The organism is Allobaculum fili (assembly GCF_020969955.1).
GTDB classification, from domain to species: domain Bacteria; phylum Bacillota_I; class Bacilli_A; order Erysipelotrichales; family Erysipelotrichaceae; genus Allobaculum; species Allobaculum fili.
The window spans coordinates 1-19,801 of record NZ_JAHDSX010000008.1; the positions used below are offsets into that span (position 1 = coordinate 1).

Annotated in this window: 24 protein-coding genes and 3 tRNA genes; 2 read left to right on the plus strand and 25 right to left on the minus strand. The window is 49.4% G+C overall.

Annotated features, from left to right (window positions below; translation table 11 throughout):
• Positions 1 to 90: 90 nt before the first annotated feature.
• From Afil_RS03070 to Afil_RS03185, 24 genes are all read right to left on the minus strand, one after another.
• Positions 91 to 660: a DUF4355 domain-containing protein gene (locus Afil_RS03070; RefSeq protein WP_230267053.1), complete on the minus strand. Its 570-nt coding sequence runs from the start codon at positions 658 to 660 to the stop codon at positions 91 to 93.
• A gap of 87 nt (positions 661 to 747) precedes the next feature.
• Positions 748 to 1,065 carry a ribosomal-processing cysteine protease Prp gene (locus Afil_RS03075; protein WP_230267054.1) on the minus strand — a complete coding sequence of 106 codons (318 nt, stop codon included), beginning with the start codon at positions 1,063 to 1,065 and terminating at the stop codon, positions 748 to 750.
• A gap of 149 nt (positions 1,066 to 1,214) precedes the next feature.
• A complete protein-coding gene (locus Afil_RS03080; RefSeq protein ID WP_230267055.1) occupies positions 1,215 to 1,367 on the minus strand; it encodes a hypothetical protein in 153 nt (50 codons plus the stop codon).
• A 2-nt stretch (positions 1,368 to 1,369) separates the two neighbouring features.
• Complete coding sequence (locus tag Afil_RS03085) at positions 1,370 to 1,555, minus strand: hypothetical protein (RefSeq protein WP_230267056.1); 186 nt, start codon at positions 1,553 to 1,555, stop codon at positions 1,370 to 1,372.
• Positions 1,552 to 2,952, minus strand: coding sequence for an N-6 DNA methylase (locus Afil_RS03090; RefSeq protein ID WP_369413418.1), 1,401 nt, complete (start codon positions 2,950 to 2,952; stop codon positions 1,552 to 1,554). Before Afil_RS03090 ends, Afil_RS03085 begins: the two co-directional genes overlap by 4 nt.
• 45 nt (positions 2,953 to 2,997) lie before the next feature.
• Positions 2,998 to 3,222, minus strand: a complete 225-nt coding sequence (locus Afil_RS03095) for a hypothetical protein (RefSeq protein WP_230267057.1) — start codon at positions 3,220 to 3,222, stop codon at positions 2,998 to 3,000.
• Positions 3,191 to 4,927 carry a minor capsid protein gene (locus Afil_RS03100; protein ID WP_230267058.1) on the minus strand — a complete coding sequence of 579 codons (1,737 nt, stop codon included), beginning with the start codon at positions 4,925 to 4,927 and terminating at the stop codon, positions 3,191 to 3,193. The genes Afil_RS03095 and Afil_RS03100 overlap by 32 nt, the downstream gene beginning before the upstream one ends.
• The gene (locus Afil_RS03105; protein ID WP_230267059.1) at positions 4,914 to 6,302 is read right to left on the minus strand and encodes a phage portal protein; all 1,389 of its coding nucleotides are present in this window, start codon (positions 6,300 to 6,302) and stop codon (positions 4,914 to 4,916) included. The genes Afil_RS03100 and Afil_RS03105 overlap by 14 nt, the downstream gene beginning before the upstream one ends.
• Positions 6,303 to 7,553, minus strand: coding sequence for a PBSX family phage terminase large subunit (locus tag Afil_RS03110; protein ID WP_230267060.1), 1,251 nt, complete (start codon positions 7,551 to 7,553; stop codon positions 6,303 to 6,305).
• The gene (locus tag Afil_RS03115; RefSeq protein ID WP_230267061.1) at positions 7,543 to 7,962 is read right to left on the minus strand and encodes a terminase small subunit; all 420 of its coding nucleotides are present in this window, start codon (positions 7,960 to 7,962) and stop codon (positions 7,543 to 7,545) included. Before Afil_RS03115 ends, Afil_RS03110 begins: the two co-directional genes overlap by 11 nt.
• A gap of 130 nt (positions 7,963 to 8,092) precedes the next feature.
• Positions 8,093 to 8,158, minus strand: a tRNA-OTHER gene (locus Afil_RS03120).
• Positions 8,159 to 8,162: 4 nt separating this feature from the next.
• Positions 8,163 to 8,250 (minus strand) — tRNA-Ser (locus Afil_RS03125).
• A 78-nt stretch (positions 8,251 to 8,328) separates the two neighbouring features.
• A complete protein-coding gene (locus tag Afil_RS03130) occupies positions 8,329 to 8,775 on the minus strand; it encodes a hypothetical protein (protein WP_230267062.1) in 447 nt (148 codons plus the stop codon).
• Positions 8,776 to 8,790: 15 nt separating this feature from the next.
• Positions 8,791 to 9,294, minus strand: a complete 504-nt coding sequence (locus Afil_RS03135) for a hypothetical protein (RefSeq protein WP_230267063.1) — start codon at positions 9,292 to 9,294, stop codon at positions 8,791 to 8,793.
• Positions 9,291 to 9,452, minus strand: coding sequence for a hypothetical protein (locus Afil_RS03140; RefSeq protein ID WP_230267064.1), 162 nt, complete (start codon positions 9,450 to 9,452; stop codon positions 9,291 to 9,293). The genes Afil_RS03135 and Afil_RS03140 overlap by 4 nt, the downstream gene beginning before the upstream one ends.
• 171 nt (positions 9,453 to 9,623) lie before the next feature.
• Complete coding sequence (locus tag Afil_RS03145; RefSeq protein WP_230267065.1) at positions 9,624 to 10,046, minus strand: RusA family crossover junction endodeoxyribonuclease; 423 nt, start codon at positions 10,044 to 10,046, stop codon at positions 9,624 to 9,626.
• Between the two features lie 236 nt (positions 10,047 to 10,282).
• On the minus strand, positions 10,283 to 12,352 hold the full coding sequence (locus tag Afil_RS03150) for an AAA family ATPase (RefSeq protein ID WP_230267066.1): 2,070 nt from the start codon (positions 12,350 to 12,352) through the stop codon (positions 10,283 to 10,285).
• Positions 12,353 to 14,047 carry a DEAD/DEAH box helicase gene (locus Afil_RS03155; protein WP_230267067.1) on the minus strand — a complete coding sequence of 565 codons (1,695 nt, stop codon included), beginning with the start codon at positions 14,045 to 14,047 and terminating at the stop codon, positions 12,353 to 12,355.
• A gap of 6 nt (positions 14,048 to 14,053) precedes the next feature.
• Positions 14,054 to 14,602, minus strand: a complete 549-nt coding sequence (locus tag Afil_RS03160) for a hypothetical protein (RefSeq protein ID WP_230267068.1) — start codon at positions 14,600 to 14,602, stop codon at positions 14,054 to 14,056.
• Between the two features lie 25 nt (positions 14,603 to 14,627).
• On the minus strand, positions 14,628 to 15,701 hold the full coding sequence (locus Afil_RS03165; protein ID WP_230267069.1) for an ATP-binding protein: 1,074 nt from the start codon (positions 15,699 to 15,701) through the stop codon (positions 14,628 to 14,630).
• Positions 15,695 to 16,996: an AAA family ATPase gene (locus Afil_RS03170; RefSeq protein ID WP_230267070.1), complete on the minus strand. Its 1,302-nt coding sequence runs from the start codon at positions 16,994 to 16,996 to the stop codon at positions 15,695 to 15,697. Before Afil_RS03170 ends, Afil_RS03165 begins: the two co-directional genes overlap by 7 nt.
• Before the next feature lie 13 nt (positions 16,997 to 17,009).
• Positions 17,010 to 17,174 carry a hypothetical protein gene (locus Afil_RS03175; RefSeq protein ID WP_230267071.1) on the minus strand — a complete coding sequence of 55 codons (165 nt, stop codon included), beginning with the start codon at positions 17,172 to 17,174 and terminating at the stop codon, positions 17,010 to 17,012.
• 12 nt (positions 17,175 to 17,186) lie between these two features.
• Complete coding sequence (locus Afil_RS03180) at positions 17,187 to 17,396, minus strand: hypothetical protein (protein ID WP_230267072.1); 210 nt, start codon at positions 17,394 to 17,396, stop codon at positions 17,187 to 17,189.
• Between the two features lie 38 nt (positions 17,397 to 17,434).
• Entirely contained in the window at positions 17,435 to 17,647 is a 213-nt protein-coding gene (locus Afil_RS03185) for a helix-turn-helix domain-containing protein (RefSeq protein ID WP_230267073.1), read from the minus strand.
• Positions 17,648 to 17,811: 164 nt separating this feature from the next.
• Between Afil_RS03185 and Afil_RS03190 the strand changes: the two genes are divergently transcribed.
• Both Afil_RS03190 and Afil_RS03195 read left to right on the plus strand, forming a co-directional pair.
• The gene (locus Afil_RS03190; RefSeq protein ID WP_230267074.1) at positions 17,812 to 18,171 is read left to right on the plus strand and encodes a helix-turn-helix domain-containing protein; all 360 of its coding nucleotides are present in this window, start codon (positions 17,812 to 17,814) and stop codon (positions 18,169 to 18,171) included.
• A gap of 69 nt (positions 18,172 to 18,240) precedes the next feature.
• Complete coding sequence (locus Afil_RS03195; protein ID WP_230267075.1) at positions 18,241 to 19,320, plus strand: site-specific integrase; 1,080 nt, start codon at positions 18,241 to 18,243, stop codon at positions 19,318 to 19,320.
• Positions 19,321 to 19,386: 66 nt separating this feature from the next.
• Here Afil_RS03195 and Afil_RS03200 read toward each other — a convergent pair.
• Positions 19,387 to 19,463, minus strand: a tRNA-Pro gene (locus Afil_RS03200).
• Positions 19,464 to 19,801: the final 338 nt, after the last annotated feature.

Below are 19,801 nucleotides of genomic sequence, written 5' to 3' on the forward strand. Positions count from 1 at the left end.
TTTCATTGTTTGCGCCTGTCGGTGTGGTTGTCGTACTAGTTCCATCACCTTCCGCAAAGCGCTGAAGTTTAAATTCGTTCATGGTTCCTCCTATTTCCATTTGTCCAGTTTCTTCTGGAACGGACTGACAGGCTCGTGATTGATGGATGTTCCAAAAGGCGTAGAACCGGTTGCTCTTGCCTTTTCGCCTGCCTGTCTTTCTGCCTGAAGCAGTGCCGCCATCTTCTGAATGTTGGCGTTCGTGTCTTCGGCATCCTTGCCTACAACGAAATCGAGTACATCGTTGGACACAGTCAGCTTGTAGTCTTTCGAAAAGATCTCTGCAGCGCTCTTTCTCAGTTCCGCCTGCTTCTGTGCCTGTTCCAGTTTGGCCACCTGCTCTTTGAGGCTCTGCGCCTCTTTCTGAGCCTGCTCCAGTTCATAGGCGCGTTTCTGGTCCGCGTTCATCTTCGCCAGCTTCTCGCCTTCCTTACGGGCATCATCAACGGCTTTATCCCGATCAGCCGCCCACTTAGCGAATTTTGCGCTGATGATCTTGTCCAGATCAGCGTCTGTATACTTGGCAGCTTCGCCTTTTGGCCCTTCTGCCGGTTTGCCCTGCTCATTTGCCGGGGCGTTGTCTGCTTCGTCAGCAAAACGCTGAAGATTCAGTTTTTCCATGATGTTCCTCCCGGTTTAACGTCATGTCGGACGATTCTTCCAGAGCTTTTAATGCCGTCCCTGCCTGGGCATAGAAAAAGCGGACCGTTAAGCCCGCCCAATCTTCAGTTGAACATATTGGGGATAGGCCTGTTCAAGAGCCTCAATACCTGTGAGAAAGAAGTTCAGATAATCCCTTGCTTCCTCCTCTTCCCTCCCTCTGATGATCGGATCAGGGGTGATCTTAATTACAGATACTTTTTCATTCTCTGTAATGGCTTTGACTACACACTTCGGCAGAGCTCTTTTGAGCGTTTCATACAGGGTAGAAACCGCGGCGCATACGATATCCGATCCGGCTGGTGCATAGCCCGCATGACCTTCAATCGAGATGTAGGAGCGCAGATCTGTTTTAACAGTGATCATTGTTAGAGCTCTCTTTGGCAGCCTGGCGGAGCACTTCAGCGTGGATACAGTCAATTCTGATCCGTTCTTCAGCTTCCTCGGTCAATCCGCAGGCAAATTCAAAGAGAAGGAATGCGTAGATCAGAACGATCAGTAGGAAGAGCAAGAATTCAGTCATTGCATTCCTCCCACAGCATTTTGAAAAACTGCCATATCCAACGCAATGCGATCACCACACCTCCAATGAGAAAAGCAGCTGCAAGCAGCGCCAACGATCCGCCAAGCAAGCAGATGACGATTCGGTTCAATACTTCTTCTGTCATTTTTACTCCATGACCTTGCGGATCGCCAGGATCGCCGCAAAGATCACAACGATTGCTAGCGGGATCCAAATAGGTGCCAGCACCCACCACCATGACCAGGTAATATATCCGGTCAGTTTAAGCACAACAAAAGCGATGGTAAGCAGCCCGCAAAAGCCGATCCCACCGCTCTGTTTGTTATCGTTCATTTTTTTCTCCTTTCGGGAATCTCGATTTCGCCGCTCATCAGTTTAGGCAGCAGATAGTCTCTCATCTGTGCCAGCATTTCATTCTCTAAGTTGTTGAGCAGCACGACTCTGTTTACCCACATCTGCATAAACTGGGTAAAAATTTCGGGAAGAACTTCCTTGCTTTTGAATCGGATGGTAAGTTCTCGGCTTCTGGTAAATGTTAAATAGTCTTCCGATTCCAACTTGATCCCAGACAACTTCTGAATCATGTTCGCTACTTCATCGCTGTTTTTTTTCTGCTGTTCCCATAAATCCTTCTCAAAACCTAGTTCTTTAGCCAGCGTTTCGTTGATGGTCAGTTTGCAGGCGTTTTTCTGTCTGACAATAGAGTTATAGCGTTCTGCAATCCATTCCAGTTTGGTCTGCTCCTGTTCGTCTGGATCTGTATTCAGATAAAGACCGGGCGAAAGACGGCAATCATTCTTTATCAGTAAATCAGCGCTCCGAAAAGTCGAAAAATCAGTATCCAGACGGTAATTGACAGCCTTCGTGATGTTTTCGATTGCTTGATCATTCAGAACGTTCAGTTCTTTGCGATAGATCCGCCCGGTATGCGATGTTCCTCCGTACTGTCCTCTCTGCTCACGAACTTCTTTTGAAGCCAGCCTTGAGGCATCAATCAGCATCACGTGATCAGCGGGTTCATGAGAGAGAACCAGAACACAGACAGGAATTGATGTAGAAAGAAACATTTTTTCAGGGCATTTGATGACAGCCTTCAGGCGCCCGGATTGAAGAAGCGAACGAACAACGCTTTTATCCTTCGTCTCGTTGAGAATTCCCGCCGGGAGAATCACTGCGGCTCTTCTTGCCGTTCGATCGAGCGCAGACAATACAAATGACCAGTTACCCGTATTTGCGGGCGGCCAAAGGCTTGCGGGCTGGATGTTAAAAGGCGGATTCGAGATAGCCCCGTCCGCCTTTGTCTGATCTGTCAGAAAGGTCAGTGCGTCAGCCTGGACAACTTCAGCATCCAGTCCATGAACCGCATAGTTGAATCGAAGGCAGGCCGCTGCTTTTGGATCCAGCTCGATTGCTTTGATCTTTGTGTCTGGATCAGCATAGAGAGAAAGAGATCCGGTTCCTGCGCACAGATCAACAAGCGTCCTGCATGGTCCGACAAGATGTAGCAGAAGCTTTGAAAGCGAAGGCGGCGTATAGTCCTGTTTCAGCCCTTCCCGATCCGCCAGATAGTACTGATAGAATTCACGGATCCAATCCCGATCTGTTCCGAACTCTTCCTGGTACCTTTCGATCAGATCCGAACTGCTGCGATTCAGAATCTCTGGTACTTCTTCGACTTTATCGGTTTCCAGCATACGCAGGAATCTGTCTTTGAATTCCAGAAGTTCCATCTGTTACCCTCCTTTCGAGCAAAAGAAAAGAGCCGGTTAGCGGCTCTAATATGCAACTCCATTCATAAATTCAGTGTAGTAAACGTTCTGGCCAATTTCTCGAAGTTCATCCAATAACTCTTCATATCCATTTGGTGCATTAGACTTTAAATGATTTGGACGAGAATAGTCGAACCAGGGCTTCAGCAATTCGTAGAGCTCATCTTCTTTCGCCTTAGCAACCACGTATTCATCTTTTTCAAGTAATTTTCTTTCTTCGAATTTGCTCATATCGTCCTCCACTAAGTAAAAAGGTCCTCAATTCAGTATATACTTCATCATACTTTCCCAAACCAAGTGTTTTTGCAGAATAAGCACTAATATTTTCTAAATCGTACTTTGGGAGATATTTTAAGACCTTTTCTTCAGCATATCGATGCCGATAGGAAAAATATTCGTTTCTGGTTTCTTGAGTAATCTCACAGATCTTCTCCCGATATTCTTTAGCATCTTTCCAGTGAAACAGCTCGTGAATCATCGTCACGTCCAGGTTATGCGGCATTAAGGATTTGTCATTAGGATCAAGCTCAAAGGCAGTTTTATTCGTCAGATAATAACCTAGTTTTAAAACGTCCTGTACCGGATCGTAAGCCGCCAATGCTCCTGTACTAAGTGTTGTATCGTTGACAATGATTATTTTTGTGTTCCCCAAATCGCTTAGGCCGTGAGCCTTCATGGCCGTCTGAACCGCTTTATTGACCTCATGTACCTGTCGCGATTTAACATGAACGCCTTCTTCTACATACCAGTTTTTTCGTTCTTCAATTGGATAGGCTTTTCGCTCTTCTCGAAAATTCGTTGTAAACGTTTCAGGCTGTTCTGCATTTAAACTAACAGTCTTATATTCCTGCTCCTCCTGATGCGCTTTGAATTCAATTTCATGGTTCTGCGCTTCCCACTCTTCCCACGTCAGTGCGTCCTCGTCGTCCTCATGCTCTTCCATATAGTCGCACCATTCATCGAACGCAGCCTCATCAAAGTCCTTATCGCCGTCTTCGTCTCTGGCTTCATACGGGGCAATGGAGCAGCGGCAGTTTGGATGCATTGGCGGAGCGTTCTCGCCGGATGCCAGTCGTGGCAGCGGGAAGTGCTCCCCGTTGATTGCCTGGCATTCTTTGCAGCAGTCTGGATTGGCAATGATTTGGAACTCATCAAATCCACAGGCCTTAAACGAATCCAGGGATGCCTGAACTCTCACCCGGCTCAGCTCCGTCGAAATGAGCCTCTGGCACTCTCGGGTTGTTTTCCCCGTTGCCTTTTTTAGCTCTCTGGTGAACGGTGCCGCACCCTTTCCCAGAATCAAACAGTCCTGAAGCGCTTTGTTCAGGACTTTTTTTAGTTTCGCCTGCTGGGTGCCCCAGATCCGATCGGAGAAGGTCGCTCCATGGAAGGACGCGTGAGCGATGGTGCTTACGTGCTTCAGGTTGGTAAGTACCGTATCGCCCAGAATGCCGGCCTGTCTTGTGTAGGTCTGCAGGATGCGGTCATTGAGAGCGTCCTCAACGACGCTGCAGGCTTTGCGCTGGGCGTTGGCAATCCGCAGGCTGATCTGGCGCTTGAGCATATCCAGACGGGCAATCTTCATGGCGGTGTTGTAGCGCTTCATGTCCTGATCGGCTTGCTGGGTGAAGTAGCTTTTGGCTGCGTCATGCGCCCACGTTCCCGCCGCCATGTCTTTTGCTGCATCTTCACAGTAGCGTTTGGCCAGACGGAAATAGTAGCGGATATCGGTCCGATCCAGATACTGCTTCGCCAGGGCATAGGTCAGGCCGTTTTCATCAGCGTACTTCTGATAGAACACCGCAATCTGTTCGCTGATTTCATCGTTCATCGTCTGATAGATGTCCTGCAGCTTCTGGTGCCACTGCACATTGTTTGCCTGGCACTCCTTCGTCCAGTCGTCTTCCCGCTCCTGCCAGTACTTACTGGAGGCCATAACCGCCCTCCGTCTCTTCCAGGCTGTCTTCCTCTTCCGGGGTCACAGACGGGTGAGAATCGAAGTCCATGAGCGGCTGAGGCTCCTGTTCCTGTTCGATTTTCTCAAGCTCTGCCTTCGGATCCGACACGATCGAGAGTAATGAGAGCTGTGTTTCATGGGAGACGATGCCGGACAGCTGTGCAGCTGTCTGTGCCTCTTCCAGGCGATTCTTGGGAAGGTTGCGGCTTGTTGTTACCTGCAGTTCCTTCCATGTGTTCTCATCGCTGACGTTGGTCTTGAGAGTCGCCCAGATCTTGTAGCGCTTGCGCAGGCTCTTCTCAATCTTGCGATCAAAGCCGGATGCCAGATTGCTCATCGCCTGCAGTTTGTAAGCCAGGGCGGTTCCGCTTGAGGCATTGCCAAAGCTTTCATCGCTGATGTTGGCCACCATCGAGATCTGGTAGATCTGCCGATCCAGACGGTCCAGCAGATTTTCCTGCGTGGAGTCAGCTGTCGGCTTGGCCATGAAATCAACCTGCGTGCCCGTCGTATCGCCATAGATTGGCAGGTTGATGATCCGGTTCTCACGGATCCGTTTCACTTCTTCATCGTCGATATCCACGCCGATCAGCTTCATGTAAGCTTCGGCGAAGGCGTCAACGTCATTGGCTTTTTCACCGATTGCTCGGTTATAGGCTTCGATCAGGCCGGTGACGTTCTCATACAGACCAAGGCGCTGACGGTTCATCAGATACTCGACAACCGGAATCAGTCCGTATGGATTGTCAAGCGTTTCAATGAACTTTCCTTTGTCGAAGCGAATGATCTGATCTCTGGTCAGCACTTCGCCAAACAGTTCGCCCTGGCTGCCTTCAATCTCATGAACGGCATAGCGAACCGCAAACAAGGCTCTGTTCCGGACTGTATCGTCGTAAACGATAAAAAGCTCCTTCGGCGTGCAGACTGTCATTCTGGTCTTTGCTTCCTCGTCCTGGTAGAGGTACTCGAAAGCATGGCCATAAATGCAGACATCCTGAAAGAGCTCGTATTCATGATCAGACAGTTCATTTTCGTTCTGAAATTCGCGCATGGCTTCGGCTACCGTATCATCTGGATGGCTTTCCTTGATTGGAATGCCGTAGGCGTATCCCAGAAACGTTTCTGTGATGTAGCGCGGGTAATTGATCGCCAGCCGGTTATCGGGCTTCCAGTCCGGCTTATCTGGCTGCTGATAAATGCTGTGGAAGCCTTTGTACATTTCTTCAAGGTACTTGTAGCGCTGCATCCGGCTGGCATGCTTGTCGATGAACCGCTTGACCAGCGCATAGTCAAGGTTCACATCTGTCTCGCAAATCAGAGGTTCCGGAAGCTGATATGGTCTTTTGGTACTCATTTAGAATCCTCCTTTGATCGAACGAACCTTCACAGATCCGCGCTGGATGGGCTCCATCGCATAGCGCATGGCGTCCATCAAATGGTTGAAATCATCGATTGGCTTGTTGATCGAATTGCCAAACTTGTCTTTGTCCCACTGGTAGTTCTGAATCTCCGTGATGAAGTTCACGCAGCGCGGCTTGATGATGATCTCGTAGTCCTGGATAAACTGAACGCCGGCTCGTATGGAGTCGGCGCCTTTTTTCGATCCGTTGATTTTCAAGCCCAGACGGGCAAGCTCATAGATTGACTTTGGATCTGCGCAGTCGGCGACGATCCGGTTCTTGCAATATCCCAGAGCCTCGATCCGCTCATAGATCCGGCTGTTGGTCATGCCCTTTTCGTAGATCTCATCCCACACCCAGAGTTTTCGATTTGCCTTGTCAGCGAAGCCCACGAAAAAAGCGGTTGGATCGTTGGTAAAACCAAAGTCCAGACCGCTTACGGTGACTGCGTCTCCAATGTCGGTAATTTCAAAATCCCGAATGTGGAAGTTCTCATAAACGAGACCATCCACGATTCCCCAGTTGCCCAATCCGGCAACCTCATAGCGCCTCGGATTGCGCTTTTTCATGTCTTCAAGCAGCTGTAAATCGTCGTCATCCAGCCATTCGTTGCAAAGGTAGTTTGTGGTAAGGGCAAGGATGTTTTCGCTCTCAGGAGCGTCAAAAAATCGCTTTTTGAGCCAATGATGCTCATTCCACGGGTTGAATGTTATCGTCCATTGCTTCCAGAGTCCGTCAGGCAGTTCGCCTCGGATCGACTCATCCAGCGTGCTGAAATCTTCTTCGCTGGTCAGCTCGTAGGCTTCTTCGATCCATCCCCAGCAAAGAGATCCAACAGGCACTGTGATCGACGTAACCTTCAGCGGATCGTCCAGGCCACGGAAAAGAATCTTCTGCCCGGTAGGCTTGTATGTGGCCTCCAGAGGCGACAGCTTGAATTCCCAGAAGCGGGAGCACTTCAGACGCTGACAGGCCCACTGCAGATCCGTAAAACAGCTGTCTTTGAGCGTTCTGTACGTCTTGCGGACAACCAGCAGGTTGGATCCCGGGTGCTTCATCAGGTTGTAGATGAACCAGAGCGCCGTCGTCTTGGACTTCTTGGACGCTCGGCTGCCTTTGACAACCCGGTAGCGACCTTTGAAATTCCAGAACGTCTTATAGCCTTTTCCGACAATGTCCGGCAGGTAGATCTTCTCAGTCTTCAAGATCGCTTTCTCCTGCAAAGACAGGCGTAGCGACTTCCATTTCGACTTTGTCCTTGAACATGCCGTACGCCTTGCCGATCAGCTCAAGCGCCCGGATGCGATCCTGCGTTTTGGATTTAACCTCTTTGATGTCGCCATCCATCGTCAGCAGCTGATCCGTTGTTTCTTCGCGCCCGATCGCTGTCAGACGCTCCATGACCTCCTTGGCATCCATGGTCTTTTCGTCGTGGATCTTAGCCAGGGCAACGTTAATGTATTCGTTGACGCTAACATTTCCTAACAGCCTTGCAGCTGCAGCACCTGCAACGTCAGTGCTCTTCACGTTCTTATAAACAGCCAGGTAGGCCTGAGTGGCGTTCAGACCGTTGGCTAAGTATTCATCGCAGAACTGTTTCTGTTTTTCAGTCATCTCTCAGACCTCCTTTCTTCTCAAAAACGTACCCGATCCCGTCACTGCATGAAAAAATTGTTCACAGCCGCTTCGGGCCTGCGGTATCAGAGAAAGAAATCGGACGGTTCGGATACGCATTTCAGAAGACGGCGGCAAGCCAGGACTTGAACCCGGATCTCCCCTCAGAGGGCTCTACGCTTGAGCTACTAGCCGCCATATGGCGCCGGATGGAAGATTCGAACTCCCGGACCCTCTCGGATCCTCTGTTTTCAAGACAGCTGCCTTAAACCACTCGGCCAATCCGGCAAAAGAAAAGCCGCCCATTTCTGGACGACTTTCAACACTATCATTTTAGCACCTTGAATCGTGTGCGTTGTGCACAGTTTAGAGCAATCCGCTTGCCACCGCCAGAGATGGCGGAATCTTTTCAAGACATCTGATAATCCGCATCCTTACTCCTGAGGCTGTATACCCGATCTCCTGACCGATCTCCCAATAACGCTTACCCTCGATATATGCAGCCTGCAGGATTGGCTGGCTTTCGCTCTCGATCATGCCGATGAACCTCTCGATCTGTGCGGCCTGCAGGCGATACTGTGCGGCTTTACGCTCTGCCTCAAGCTGATCCGAGAAGATCTCAAGATAGGCCGATTCCTTAGGTCTTCCGGATCCGCCTGGCTCGTGGCTGTAGCCGATTGCTCCAGGCGTCGCCAGATCTTCGTACTTGGCCTGAAGCATTAGTGCCTCGCGGTCCTTTTCGCGGGCCATAGCCAGCAGATCAGAGTAGGATTCAAGTCGCCGTTTTACCGATCGTACTTCGTATGCGTTCAATGCTGTTGCCTCCTCTCAGACGCGAGTCCAATGATATCCGCCTGCCGTGAGATGCGAGTTTTCAGGAAGCGAAGCTCTGCACAGCGAACTGCGACTAGCTCCTGTTTTCGCGGATCCCTCTCTAAGAGACTTGAAAACTTCTCCAGTCTCGACGCACTTGACTTTGACTTTCACGCGCGGTGAGCGCCTCGACAGTCTTTGGATCTTATCCTCTGGATTGACGTACTCCCAGTGAAGGCCTCCGGCTGTTCCTCCGTTGGCCAGAGCCGAAAAAAGATCAGAAATCCCCATTTCGTCCATGGCGATCGAAGTAGAATCAAACTCGGTCCCCGTTTCGACACAGCGGACAGGGCGCGGACGCGATCCTCCTTTTTTTTCATCAAGCATGTCGGTTGCGGCGGCATAAGCGAGTTCCCCAGATGTCACGCGAGAAACAACCTTATCATCAAGAAGTACTACCCAGTCTCTGTACGCAAGCCGCTTTACGACTACCCTGTCGGTATTTTTAGTAGCTTTCATCTCTCACCCGCCTCCTGGTCGAGAAGACTCGTCCAGTTCCAGATCTTCCGATTCCATCGATGCGCCGCGTCAAGCGCCGCCATTTCCGTCTTGAAGATGCCCACGATTTCTTCATCTTCGATTACAACAAATCGATCTCCATATGCTTCGATTGCCATTCTCATTTCCTTCTTCCTCCAAGTCGTCTTCAATCACGTCAAGCGTGTTCGGATCGATCTTCGTCGATCTGTATCCGTGCGATTCCCGATGCGTGATCCATGTACCGCTGAGATCCACCGTCAGCTCTTCGCCTCTGACGGTCTTGCCGCTCATAGACGTTCCTTCGTAGATCATTCTTCGATTCTCCAGTCTTCGCACCGTCCGCCAAGCTCTTCAAGGTTGATCACGATTCCAGGCTCATCAACCCAAAGCTTTTTACCAGTCTCGATCACGACCTGTGCATCGTCTTCCCAAAACTGCAGCTCGCTCATCACGTCCTTCAGAGTTTTCATCATGTTGTCTGTATCCGGACGAGTCAGCTTGTATGTGAAGAGCAGCTTTTTCGTTGGGGCTTTAAATCCCCATGTCACCTGCAGGAGGACAGGACCCATGATAGGTGCTTTCGGTTTATTCGGTTCGAGTGCTGTCTTCAGCTTTCGTTCCCATTGCTTGAGCTGCGGTGTCTTGTAAGTGCCGCCTGTCCGTTTGTATCGAGTACCGCTCTGATGTGTCACCCGGTCAGGCTGACCAGGCAGCCAAATTGAAATTCTCATGATTTTTTCTCTCTTGTGCTTTTCTGCGCTCGGTCCTGACAGTCCCTTGTCCCGTCCGGCGGCTTCAGCCAGACGGTTAGGGACTTGGGACCTGTCAGGGTGGGACTGGGACTCATACCCCTTTAGGGGTAGGAAAATCCCACCCCCTAGGACTTTCTGATTTTTCAGAAAATCCCACCCTGTTTTTTCGAGGGTAGGACTAACGTAATTTCAGGAAAATCCCACCTAAAATTACGTTAGCTAGGACTTTCTGATTTTTCAGAAAATCCCACCCTCGTAACCTGCCCGTCATTTCGGAGGTATTGGTCTGTGTTTTCGTTCAAAAACTGTCTAATTCTTTTTCTGCTGAGCCCTGTTTCTTCCTCGATATCTTTCATTTGAGCTGACCCAGACTCTTCGATGAGGTCATCAACTGTTCTTTTGATGGCCTTATCCGTATCAATCTTCTTAGCTGCTTTTCCGTCTTCAGCCTTGTTAAGGGGCGTCTTTTCACTGTCTCCACGCAGTGCTTGGAACTCTTCATCTGAGTCCCATACGTGAATGGGGTAGTTGAACCAGACGTTGAACGGCGGCTTGCTTTCGAAGTTTCTGAGGGTCATTTCTACCCGCAGGCCGGTCGCTTTCATCCATGACTGGTCCCCCTTCTGGGCGGCCTTTTTCTTTCGAATGGCCTCCGGGACGAAGAGAAAATCAAGGTCAATGGCTGCGTCTACATCGCGTCCGATGACGCCAGATCCGGACCCTCTATCAAGCGCCCGCTTGCCGTACTGGCTGCCTTTCGCGTGATGATGGGCGTACACCAAATTGGCTCCGGTTTCTTTGCAAAGCCGGTCAAACTCTCTTAACATCTCGTTTACGTCCTTAGCCGCATTTTCATCGCCAGCCTGGATCTTGTAGATCGGATCGACGATGTAGAAATCTGGCGGGTTGGCCATGCTTTTGTGGCGCTTTATGATGCTGTCCACCATGGACTTTGTAGTCACCGATGAGCCTCGAAGATTCCAGATTGAGACGTTTTCCACGCCGTCCATGCTGGACCGCCTGAGCGCCTTCCATACGTCCATGACCCTCACAGCGCTGTTCTCTTTGGTCAACTCAAGATTGATGTAGACGGCTCTTTGCTTTGCACATTGGAAGCGCCCCATCCACCATGAGCCCGTGCCTAGAGCCACCAGCAGCTGGATCAGCGCGAAACTTTTGCCGGCTTTCGACGGTCCTGTGAGCACCAGCTTTTCGCCTCTCCGCAGCACGCCTCTGATGGTCTCCGGCGGCAGTTCTGGCGGATCTTTAAAGATATCCGCCAGTGATTCATACTCCGGCAGGCTGTCGATCTGGACGTTTTCAGCCCACTCCTGGTAGCTCCTCTTACCGATATTGACCGACAGCAAAGACTGCTGTTTGTCGCCTCGTTCGCATCCAGCCAGTCTAGTCAGTCTGGAAGGATTCTTGTTTTGACTATCGAGGACAAGCCCCTGATCGGTGCAGGCTTTGAAAATGACTCTTACCCGCTCCGCGTACTCCGCCGCGTTCTGGGCGTCTACCTTCACCAGAGCATGAGCGCTTTTACTGCCGGACAGTGTGAGCGTCGTGATTGGCAGCTCAAGCCGCTTGTAGATCTCAATTTGTTTATCCAAAGGCATCGAATCCGACTCAACCAGGACGTGCTTGAACTTGGTTGTGTTCTCGTTTTTTACACCCTTTCCGTCCATCGGATTGAGCCGCAACCATACACCTGCCTGCTTATTTCTGTCACCAATGAAACTGTCAAGGCCGCCCTTCAGGAAATCGAGAATCTGGGAAAGCGAGTAAGAAAAACCTTTATTTCCCGGCACCCACTTTCCACGGTCTTCTTTATAGATCGCTTTAGTGACGATATTGACCTGGTCATCCGGGTCAAAAAGCGCTTGCAGCTGAAGACGTGCTTGTTCTGCCGGATCAGCAACCATCGGCTTTGTAGGATCGATAGTTATCTGATAGTTCTCAAGAGCGTACTCTTCGCCTTCCTCCAAGCTCAGAAAAGAGATGGCGGCATTGTCTGGCGTTTTCTTGGACTGCCATCCGCCCTTCTTTGCCAGGTGAGTGATCGTTGCTCCGGTAGTGCCAGAGCTGTTAAATGTGTTCCATTTCAGTTCACATTCGCCGTCTTTATAGCGATCATCTGCGCGCGACCAGCTGTCCCAGATGTTCACCGGCAGGTCCTCCGCTTTGATGGCCATGCCGACCTCGACCCACTCCGAGTAGCTGAGAGCTGCGGGATCAATATAGGCCAGCATGTCTTTGATCAATGCTTCTTTGTCGATTGCCATCTATTCTAACCTACCAATTGATTGCTGTATGCACTCTTGTCTGCCATCCACTCTGCGGCGCTGGCGTGCGGCTTTAGATCTCATAGAGAGCGGAACATAGTCGGCAGGCCTTCCAAAGCTGTAAGGTACCCGCCAGCCGTTTTGCGCGATCTCATCGATCAATTTGGAAGCCTCACTGAACTGCCATTCGCCGACACGCTGGAATCCTTTGCGTTCCAACATCCGAATCTGCTTTGGTGTCGTGAGCCCTGCTTCTCTGCGCTTCTGAAGCTTGTCCAGAATGAGACGCGCTTTTCCGCATGTCTCTACCTCATCCGGGTTGATGCCCCATTTTTCCAAAGATGCCTTTTGCTTGTCGGTCATCGGCTTGAGCTCCCATGCAAATGTCTCTTCGTAGCTGGCCAAATCATTTGAACTGATGGACATCTCCCACTGAAGCGGGTCCACAAATTTTGATTTTCTGGTTTTCAGCTCTCGCAGATGCTCAGCCAGAGCCGCTTCACGCTGCCGAACTACGTCAGACTCTGCCTCAACCTCAAGCTCCTGAATGTCTAAACCTTCGATGAGCATGGGATCGTCCGCTTTGTCTTCAAGGATCTCAGTCATCCTTTTCTGAACCTTTGCATCATCTGAGATCAGATGGGCAGGATGGCAGAGCTCCATGCGTTCCGAGTGCCAAAGGAAATCAAGAAGCAGCACATACTCTTTACAAGGTGCCAGACGGGTGCCACGGCCTACGATCTGGGTATAGAGTGCGCGGATCTTGGTCGGTCTGAGGCAGATCACGCAGTCAATTGATGGACAGTCAAAGCCCTCCGTCAGCAGCATCGAGTTGCACAGGACGTTGGTTTTGCCTTCCTCAAAATCTCTAAGCTTACGCTGTCTGGCCTCCGGGAAATCAGTCCCGGAAATCTCTTCCGCGTGGAACCCTTTGCGGTTAAGAATCTCTTTGAACTTTCTGCTGGTTGCGATCAGAGGCAGAAAAGCGATGGTTTTCCGGTCTCTGCAGTACTCCGTCATTTTGTCGGCGATGGCCTCAAGGTACGGATCCAGCGCCTCTCCAAGCTCTCCGGCTGAAAAATCGCCACTGCTTTGAGATACGCCACTGATGTCGATGTCGAGTGGGATCGTTAATGCTCTAATTTTTGAGAGATATCCATCGCGGATCCCCTGAGCGATGGAATATTCAAAAGCGATCGAATCAAAGACTTTTCCAAGATTTCGCTTGTCGCCTCTGTCTGGCGTAGCGGTTACGCCCAGAATTTTTGCCTGATCGAAGTGCTCTAACACTCTTTGATAGCCGTCAGAGAGGGTATGATGGGCCTCATCGATTACGATGGTGTCAAAGTAATTTCTGCGAAACTTTGAAAGTCTTTTGGGAGATTGAAGTGTCTGGACAGAGCCGACAACTACGGGCGTTGCCGGCTCATCCAGACAGCTGAACTCTGCCTTTTCAAGGGCTGTATCGAGTCCAGTCGTTTTCTTGAGCTTGTCGGATGCTTGATCCAGCAGCTCTTTTCTGTGAGCAAGAATCAGGACCTTTTCGCCGTTTTCTACTAACCGTTTGATTACGTTGCAGAAAACGATAGTTTTGCCTAGGCCAGTAGCCAGGACTAAAAGCGTTTTGCGATGGCCCTGCTCCCACTCTTGGAAAATCGATTCAACCGCTTGCTTTTGATACGGTCTCAGCTCCATGGATCATTACCATTTGGTAGTACCGCTATTCCAGGTTGTTGATGTAGCAGCTGGATTCTGCGCCTGCCATGCTGGCTGTACTGACTGTACTGGCTGAATTGCCACACTTGCCTGGTAATGGTATTTCTGTTTTTCGGCTTCGACGTTTTCAGGGAAAATGAATGTCATACCCTGCCAGTCTCCACCGTTATTCATTTTTTTTGTTTCGAGTTTCATCCATCCTTTGTGACCAATAAAACTACTCCATTTAGCCTTCACTTTTCCATTTGGTCCTACAGGCTCGCCAAGCGCCCTGAACAAAGATGCGATGCGCTGTTGGTTATATTTGGTGTCGAGCAGCTTAAATGTTTCTTTTCTCTGTTCTGTATGGCCATCAGGCATATACACGAGCATGTCAACAATGCCTGTCGGATAGGTGTTTGGATCGTAGTCGGTCGGCTCGTGCTGTCCATTTGTAACTCCCTGATACTTGAACTCGTAGAGCCCATCAGGAAGTGCAGAAGAAGCGGAGACTTCTTCTCCCTCGGTAAGTGAAATAAAAGTATTGTTTTCCATTTTTCTTTTCTCCTTTATTTGTCATTTAGAAAGGCAGGTCATCGCTGTCGATGCTGAGCATTTTCTCCTCTTCTGGGGTCCGGCGGGACAGGATCGCCTGGCTAAGCCCAGCCCACTGAGCGATCAACACCTGCTCAATGAAATCCGCTGGATATGCAGTCATTTCGACATGCTGACCGCCAAAGAAAGGCTGTCTGTCTACTGCCGTTTCAAGCTCCTGCGCGGTGATGCCTGTCTGCTCCATCAGCTCACAGAGTGTCTGAAACGATGTCATGGCCTGCGGCTGTGGCGCTGACGTTGGCTGAATCGATGCAGGCGCTGGCGATGGTGTCGGTGTGGGGGTTGGTGAAGGCGCCGGATCAGGGGTGCCCAAACACTTCGAGATCAGATCGATGAGCGGCTGCGGAAGCTGTTTGTTTTCAAATGGCATTTCACTGGGCAGATCCCAGCGGTTTTTTCCGTCCCACATGGCGGAATGTTCAGTCTGGATGATCCGTCCGCCTGTTCCTGTAGCTCTGAACTTTTCGCCCTTTTTATCGGTCTGAATGACGATATCGTCGAACTTAAGGAAGAAAACTCCGTCAGCCCACTCTTTGAGTGCCGCTGAAGTTTTGTTCTGGAGCTTGAGCTGATATCTGTCCCAGGCTCCCCGTTCATCTGGTGCCGTGAACGGCTTGATAGTAGAGTGGGCGGTGATCAGAATGATCACTCCCATCTCTTCAATTTCTGTCAGTTCGTCCAGAAACTCACGGAATGCTTTATCTAGGATGTTGTAAGACTTTCCGTGATCGTTCTGGCCTCCAAGACTGTCCCAATGATTGTTGATACAAAGATCTTTCAAAAAGCGGCTTTCCAGCCAGTCAGCGGTATCAATGACAAGGGTGTCACCTGGAAGTTCACGTTTAAACTGTTCGATCTGGCCTTTAATTGCCGCCCAAGACTTCGGGCGCGGGTAGTACTGACGATCCTGCAGACTGTCGATCCATTTGGTCGATCCTTCACAGTCGATAAACCATGGACGAGGGAAAAGACTTGCAAAAGTTGTTTTCCCGACTCCTTCTTGGCCAAAAACGACCATGGCAAACGGATTTTTTACCATTTGATATCTCCTCCATTCCATGCGGGATGAGCTGGCGTCGGCTGAGCTTTAGCGACTGTCACCACTGTTCCATCTTCGATGATGATTGAGCACTCATCCCCGGTTGAAACTCGTGTGGCGATCGCCTGCAGACCCTCAGCTTCAAGCCACTGGCCAAACTCTTCCATGGTCTGCTGATCCATCTGTTCGAGCTTGTCCAGGAGGACGAAGCCGCAGTTTGGATTCATTGCTCTGCAGATTGCTGCTGAGACTTTCAGCTGATCCGAGCCGCTCATGTTGTCCCAGCGCCGCCCTTTGTAGAGAATCTCGCCGTTTTCAACAGTCAGATCCGGCAGCGGAAGCGATGCAGATCTAAGCAGATCTAGTCGCTTTGCCCGGATCTGATCAATGTCATTGGACAGCGTCTGATACTGAAGGACGAGATCTTCGGCTTCTTTGAGCGCTTCCGATCTGCTGCGATTTGTGCGGATCTGCTGATTCTTTGAGTCAATTTCACGGAGGTTTTTCTCCAGTTCTTCCGTACTCTCGTCATACAGATCGAGCGCGTCACGTCTGGCCATTTCCAAGTCAGAAAGAAGTTTTGAGAGATCCGCCTTTGCTCGTTCAAGCGCCTGCTCTGCATCAGCAACGTTCTGCTGATACCTAGGGAGCAGCTGCTCGTACTTGCTTACGTTCTGGCGCTTGCGTGCGTTGTCCGCATTCTTAAGCAGGATCTCCTGCTGACGCTGAATCAGATCGGCGGCGCTGAGCTCAACTTCTCCTACTCCAGGGAACTGCGGCATTTCTTCAGCGTGAGCTTTTTTGGCTCGTGCCTGACGGCCGACCCATGTCCGCTGATCAAATAGTTCCTTTTCTTCTTTTTCCATCTGTGTAAGCTGATCGCCTACGCCGATAATGGAAAGCAGATACTCCGCTTTTTCTTTGGAAGTAGCTTCCATGAAGCGCGGAATGTTCAGCGCCATTTCTCCGATAAGAGAGTCCAAGATTTTCTGGCCAGATTTCTGACCAGTCGGATCTGTGACCTTGAGGTCAGAATTTTTGCCTTTGCGCTCAACGATCAAGCCGTTGCTGAGCGTGATCTTGATTTCTGGATCTTGTACGGATCCAGCGCGATGGGGATCTGAAGGTTTCAGCTTGTTGCCGCCAAGCCCCCAGGCGATTGCATCAAGAACTGATGTTTTGCCCTGATTGTTTCGCCCGCCGATGATGGTCAGTCCATTCGGTGACGGCTCAAGCTGTACTGCTTTGATCCGCTTAACGTTTTCTGCTTCAAAGCTGGTGATTTTTACTGTCATCACTGTTTCCTTTCTATTCGTAGATGAATACGAGGCAGATCAGCTGCCAAATCCATCTAACAATTACAATCACGCCGACGATTTCGAGGGCGTATCTAACGAGCTCACCGACCGTCATGCTGTCGTTCTCGACTCGGTCGGCGAAGTTCTCGCAGAACCGGATGATTTTCTCTTTCATGCGTCCTCCTTCCTATGTCGATGCTCTCCAGCGCTTGATTGCGCCCTGGAGCTGAAACGCTTTGATGATTTCGTCGGTCAGGTATCCGAGTTCTGTTTTGCGAACTCCCTGCTCTTTAAGCTTCTTGTTTACTGTCGGCTTTGATCGGCCAATCAGCAGGCAGACTTCTTTGGTTTTCAGGTATGGCTGGTCAAGAATTGCCAGTCGCTCTTCGTTGGTCATCTCTTCTCCTATTTGCTTATATGCATTTTCTATTGCCTTTACGCAATATTGAGGTCAAAAAAAATTTCGCACGCTTCTTTCGCAGTCAGGCCAAGTGTATCGATGATAATTCTGATTTCATTTCGGGTGAAATCGCTCTTTCCGGACTTTTTCCGTGAATATGTCGATTCATCAATTCCGAGAGCGTCAGCCATCTTGCTTGATGTATACCCTTTTCGTTTGGCCAGATAATCAAGTTTTAAGCTGTCCATTTGATCGTCTCCTTTCATGTCTAAAACTAAGTGAAGCATCTTCAGTATAATTTGCCTTTACGCAATTTACAAGGCCTATCCGCAAGTTATTGGCGAATACGTAAATTTACTAGCGTTTACGCAATCCCATTGTGTAAACTGATAGACAAATGAAGGAGGTAATTATGAATATTGGAGAGTATTTGCGCGCTCGCCGAGAAGAAAAGCGACTGACCATATCAAAAGTAGCAGAATACGTTGGAGTCAGCGAAAGTACAGTTTCTCGCTGGGAACGCGGAATGATCGGCGAAATGGGCAGAACAAAAATTGCGAAACTATCAGAAATACTGGAAATCTCACCAGCAATAATCGTTGGTTTTGATGATTTCTCTAAATCAAGTAAAACAGTTCAAACGCAGTCATTTGCTGGCAATGTAACCATAGCGAACGGATCAATCAATCAGAATTTGCAAATGTCTGATCACGAACTATTAAAAAAGATATTTGAGCAGAACAACTTAATTATCGAATTACTTAGAAAATAAAAAAATTCCCTGAAGTGCTGGCCACACTACAGGGAAAGTATCCAATCGCGACGAAAGGACATTGATATTATGGCAATTCAAAAAGAGAAGTTCAAAGGCAAGATGCGTTATCGCTTCAGGACGTACTACGATACTCCAGACGGTATCCATCGCCAGAAAAACTCAAAGTGGTACGATTCAAAGAAAGAAGCTGAAGCAGCAGAAAGAGAATTTTTAAGTCAGCCAGTCCAGGCTGAAAAGAAGGGCAAGACTTTCTCTAAATTGATGGATGCGTGGATCCTGGAAGGTGGGAGAGATAATACTGCCGCAACCAGAGATGATAAGCGCCGGATCCTGACTCTGTATTGCCAGTCAATCATGGATAAGAACGTTTTCACTATTACACCAGCGGACATTCGAAGCATTTTGGAAGATGAGCACTTCATCACTCTTTCGAGCTACCGGAAGAACAAGCTCTACACCGATCTGAACGGATGCCTGGAGTACGGCTGTGTCCATTGGGGGTTGCCAAGGAACCCGTTAAAGGGATTTCCACGATTCAAGGAAACAACGAAAGAAAAGCTGAAAGAAGTTGAGATTCTTGATCGTCACCAGTTCGCGGAGTTTCTTGGAGCAATTCCGGATAATCATCAGATCTACCGCGATCTGTTCTTCTGGCTGTACTGGACAGGTATGAGAGCGAACGAAGCGATGTCTCTGACGTTCTCAGATATCCAGCGAGGCCGCGCTAAAGTCTGGCGGCAGTGGGATAAAGATACAAGCGAATTCAAGCAGCTGAAGACCAAAGGAAGTGTGCGGGCTGTTCAGCTCGACGATGATCTTCTCGATGTCGTCGATCGGATCCGGGAACATTACGAAACCTTCGTACACTTTTCCGAAGACTGGTTCATCTTCGGCGGACCTCGTCAGCTTGCTTACACAACTGTACAGCGAATCAAGAACAAAGCGCTTGATGATGCAGGCCTGCCAAGAGTCAAGATTCACAGTTTCAGACACTCTCATGCGTCCAATCTGATCGACGCTGGAGTTCCGCTTTTCAAGATTTCGAAGCGTCTTGGGCACTCTTCAGTGTCGATGACAACGGACATTTATGGGCACCTTTTGCATGAAGAAGACGACGATATCATGAACGCCCTCAAGTTCAAATAAGACATTTTTAAGACATTGGACTAATCAAAATAAAAAAGCCCCTTATATAAAGGGGCTGAATATTCGTGGTCAGGATGGCGGGATTTGAACCCGCGCTCTCTTGGTCCCGAACCAAGCACTTTACCAAACTAAGCTACATCCTGTCGTGCGTGATTTATATTATCACTTTATTTTGAAAAGGCAATGAATTGATCCAGAATTTTTTCACTTTCCAGTTAGACGATTTTAACCTAAGTCATTCCATCCAGACATTAGCATTCCAGTTAGCCAGGAGGTATTCGAGAACATACAAGTTTGGACTGACAGACCAGACAACAATACAACAATATCGAGATAACACATGTTCATTCCTTCCAAATCTGTCAGTGCTCGCTCCATTCAGTTCACTGTCTTTTCCAGGAAACCCGAACATTTTCCCTTTTCACCCTCCCTGCCCTTCCGGCAATTCAGACCGCGTTAAGTCTTCGCATATGACGAATCG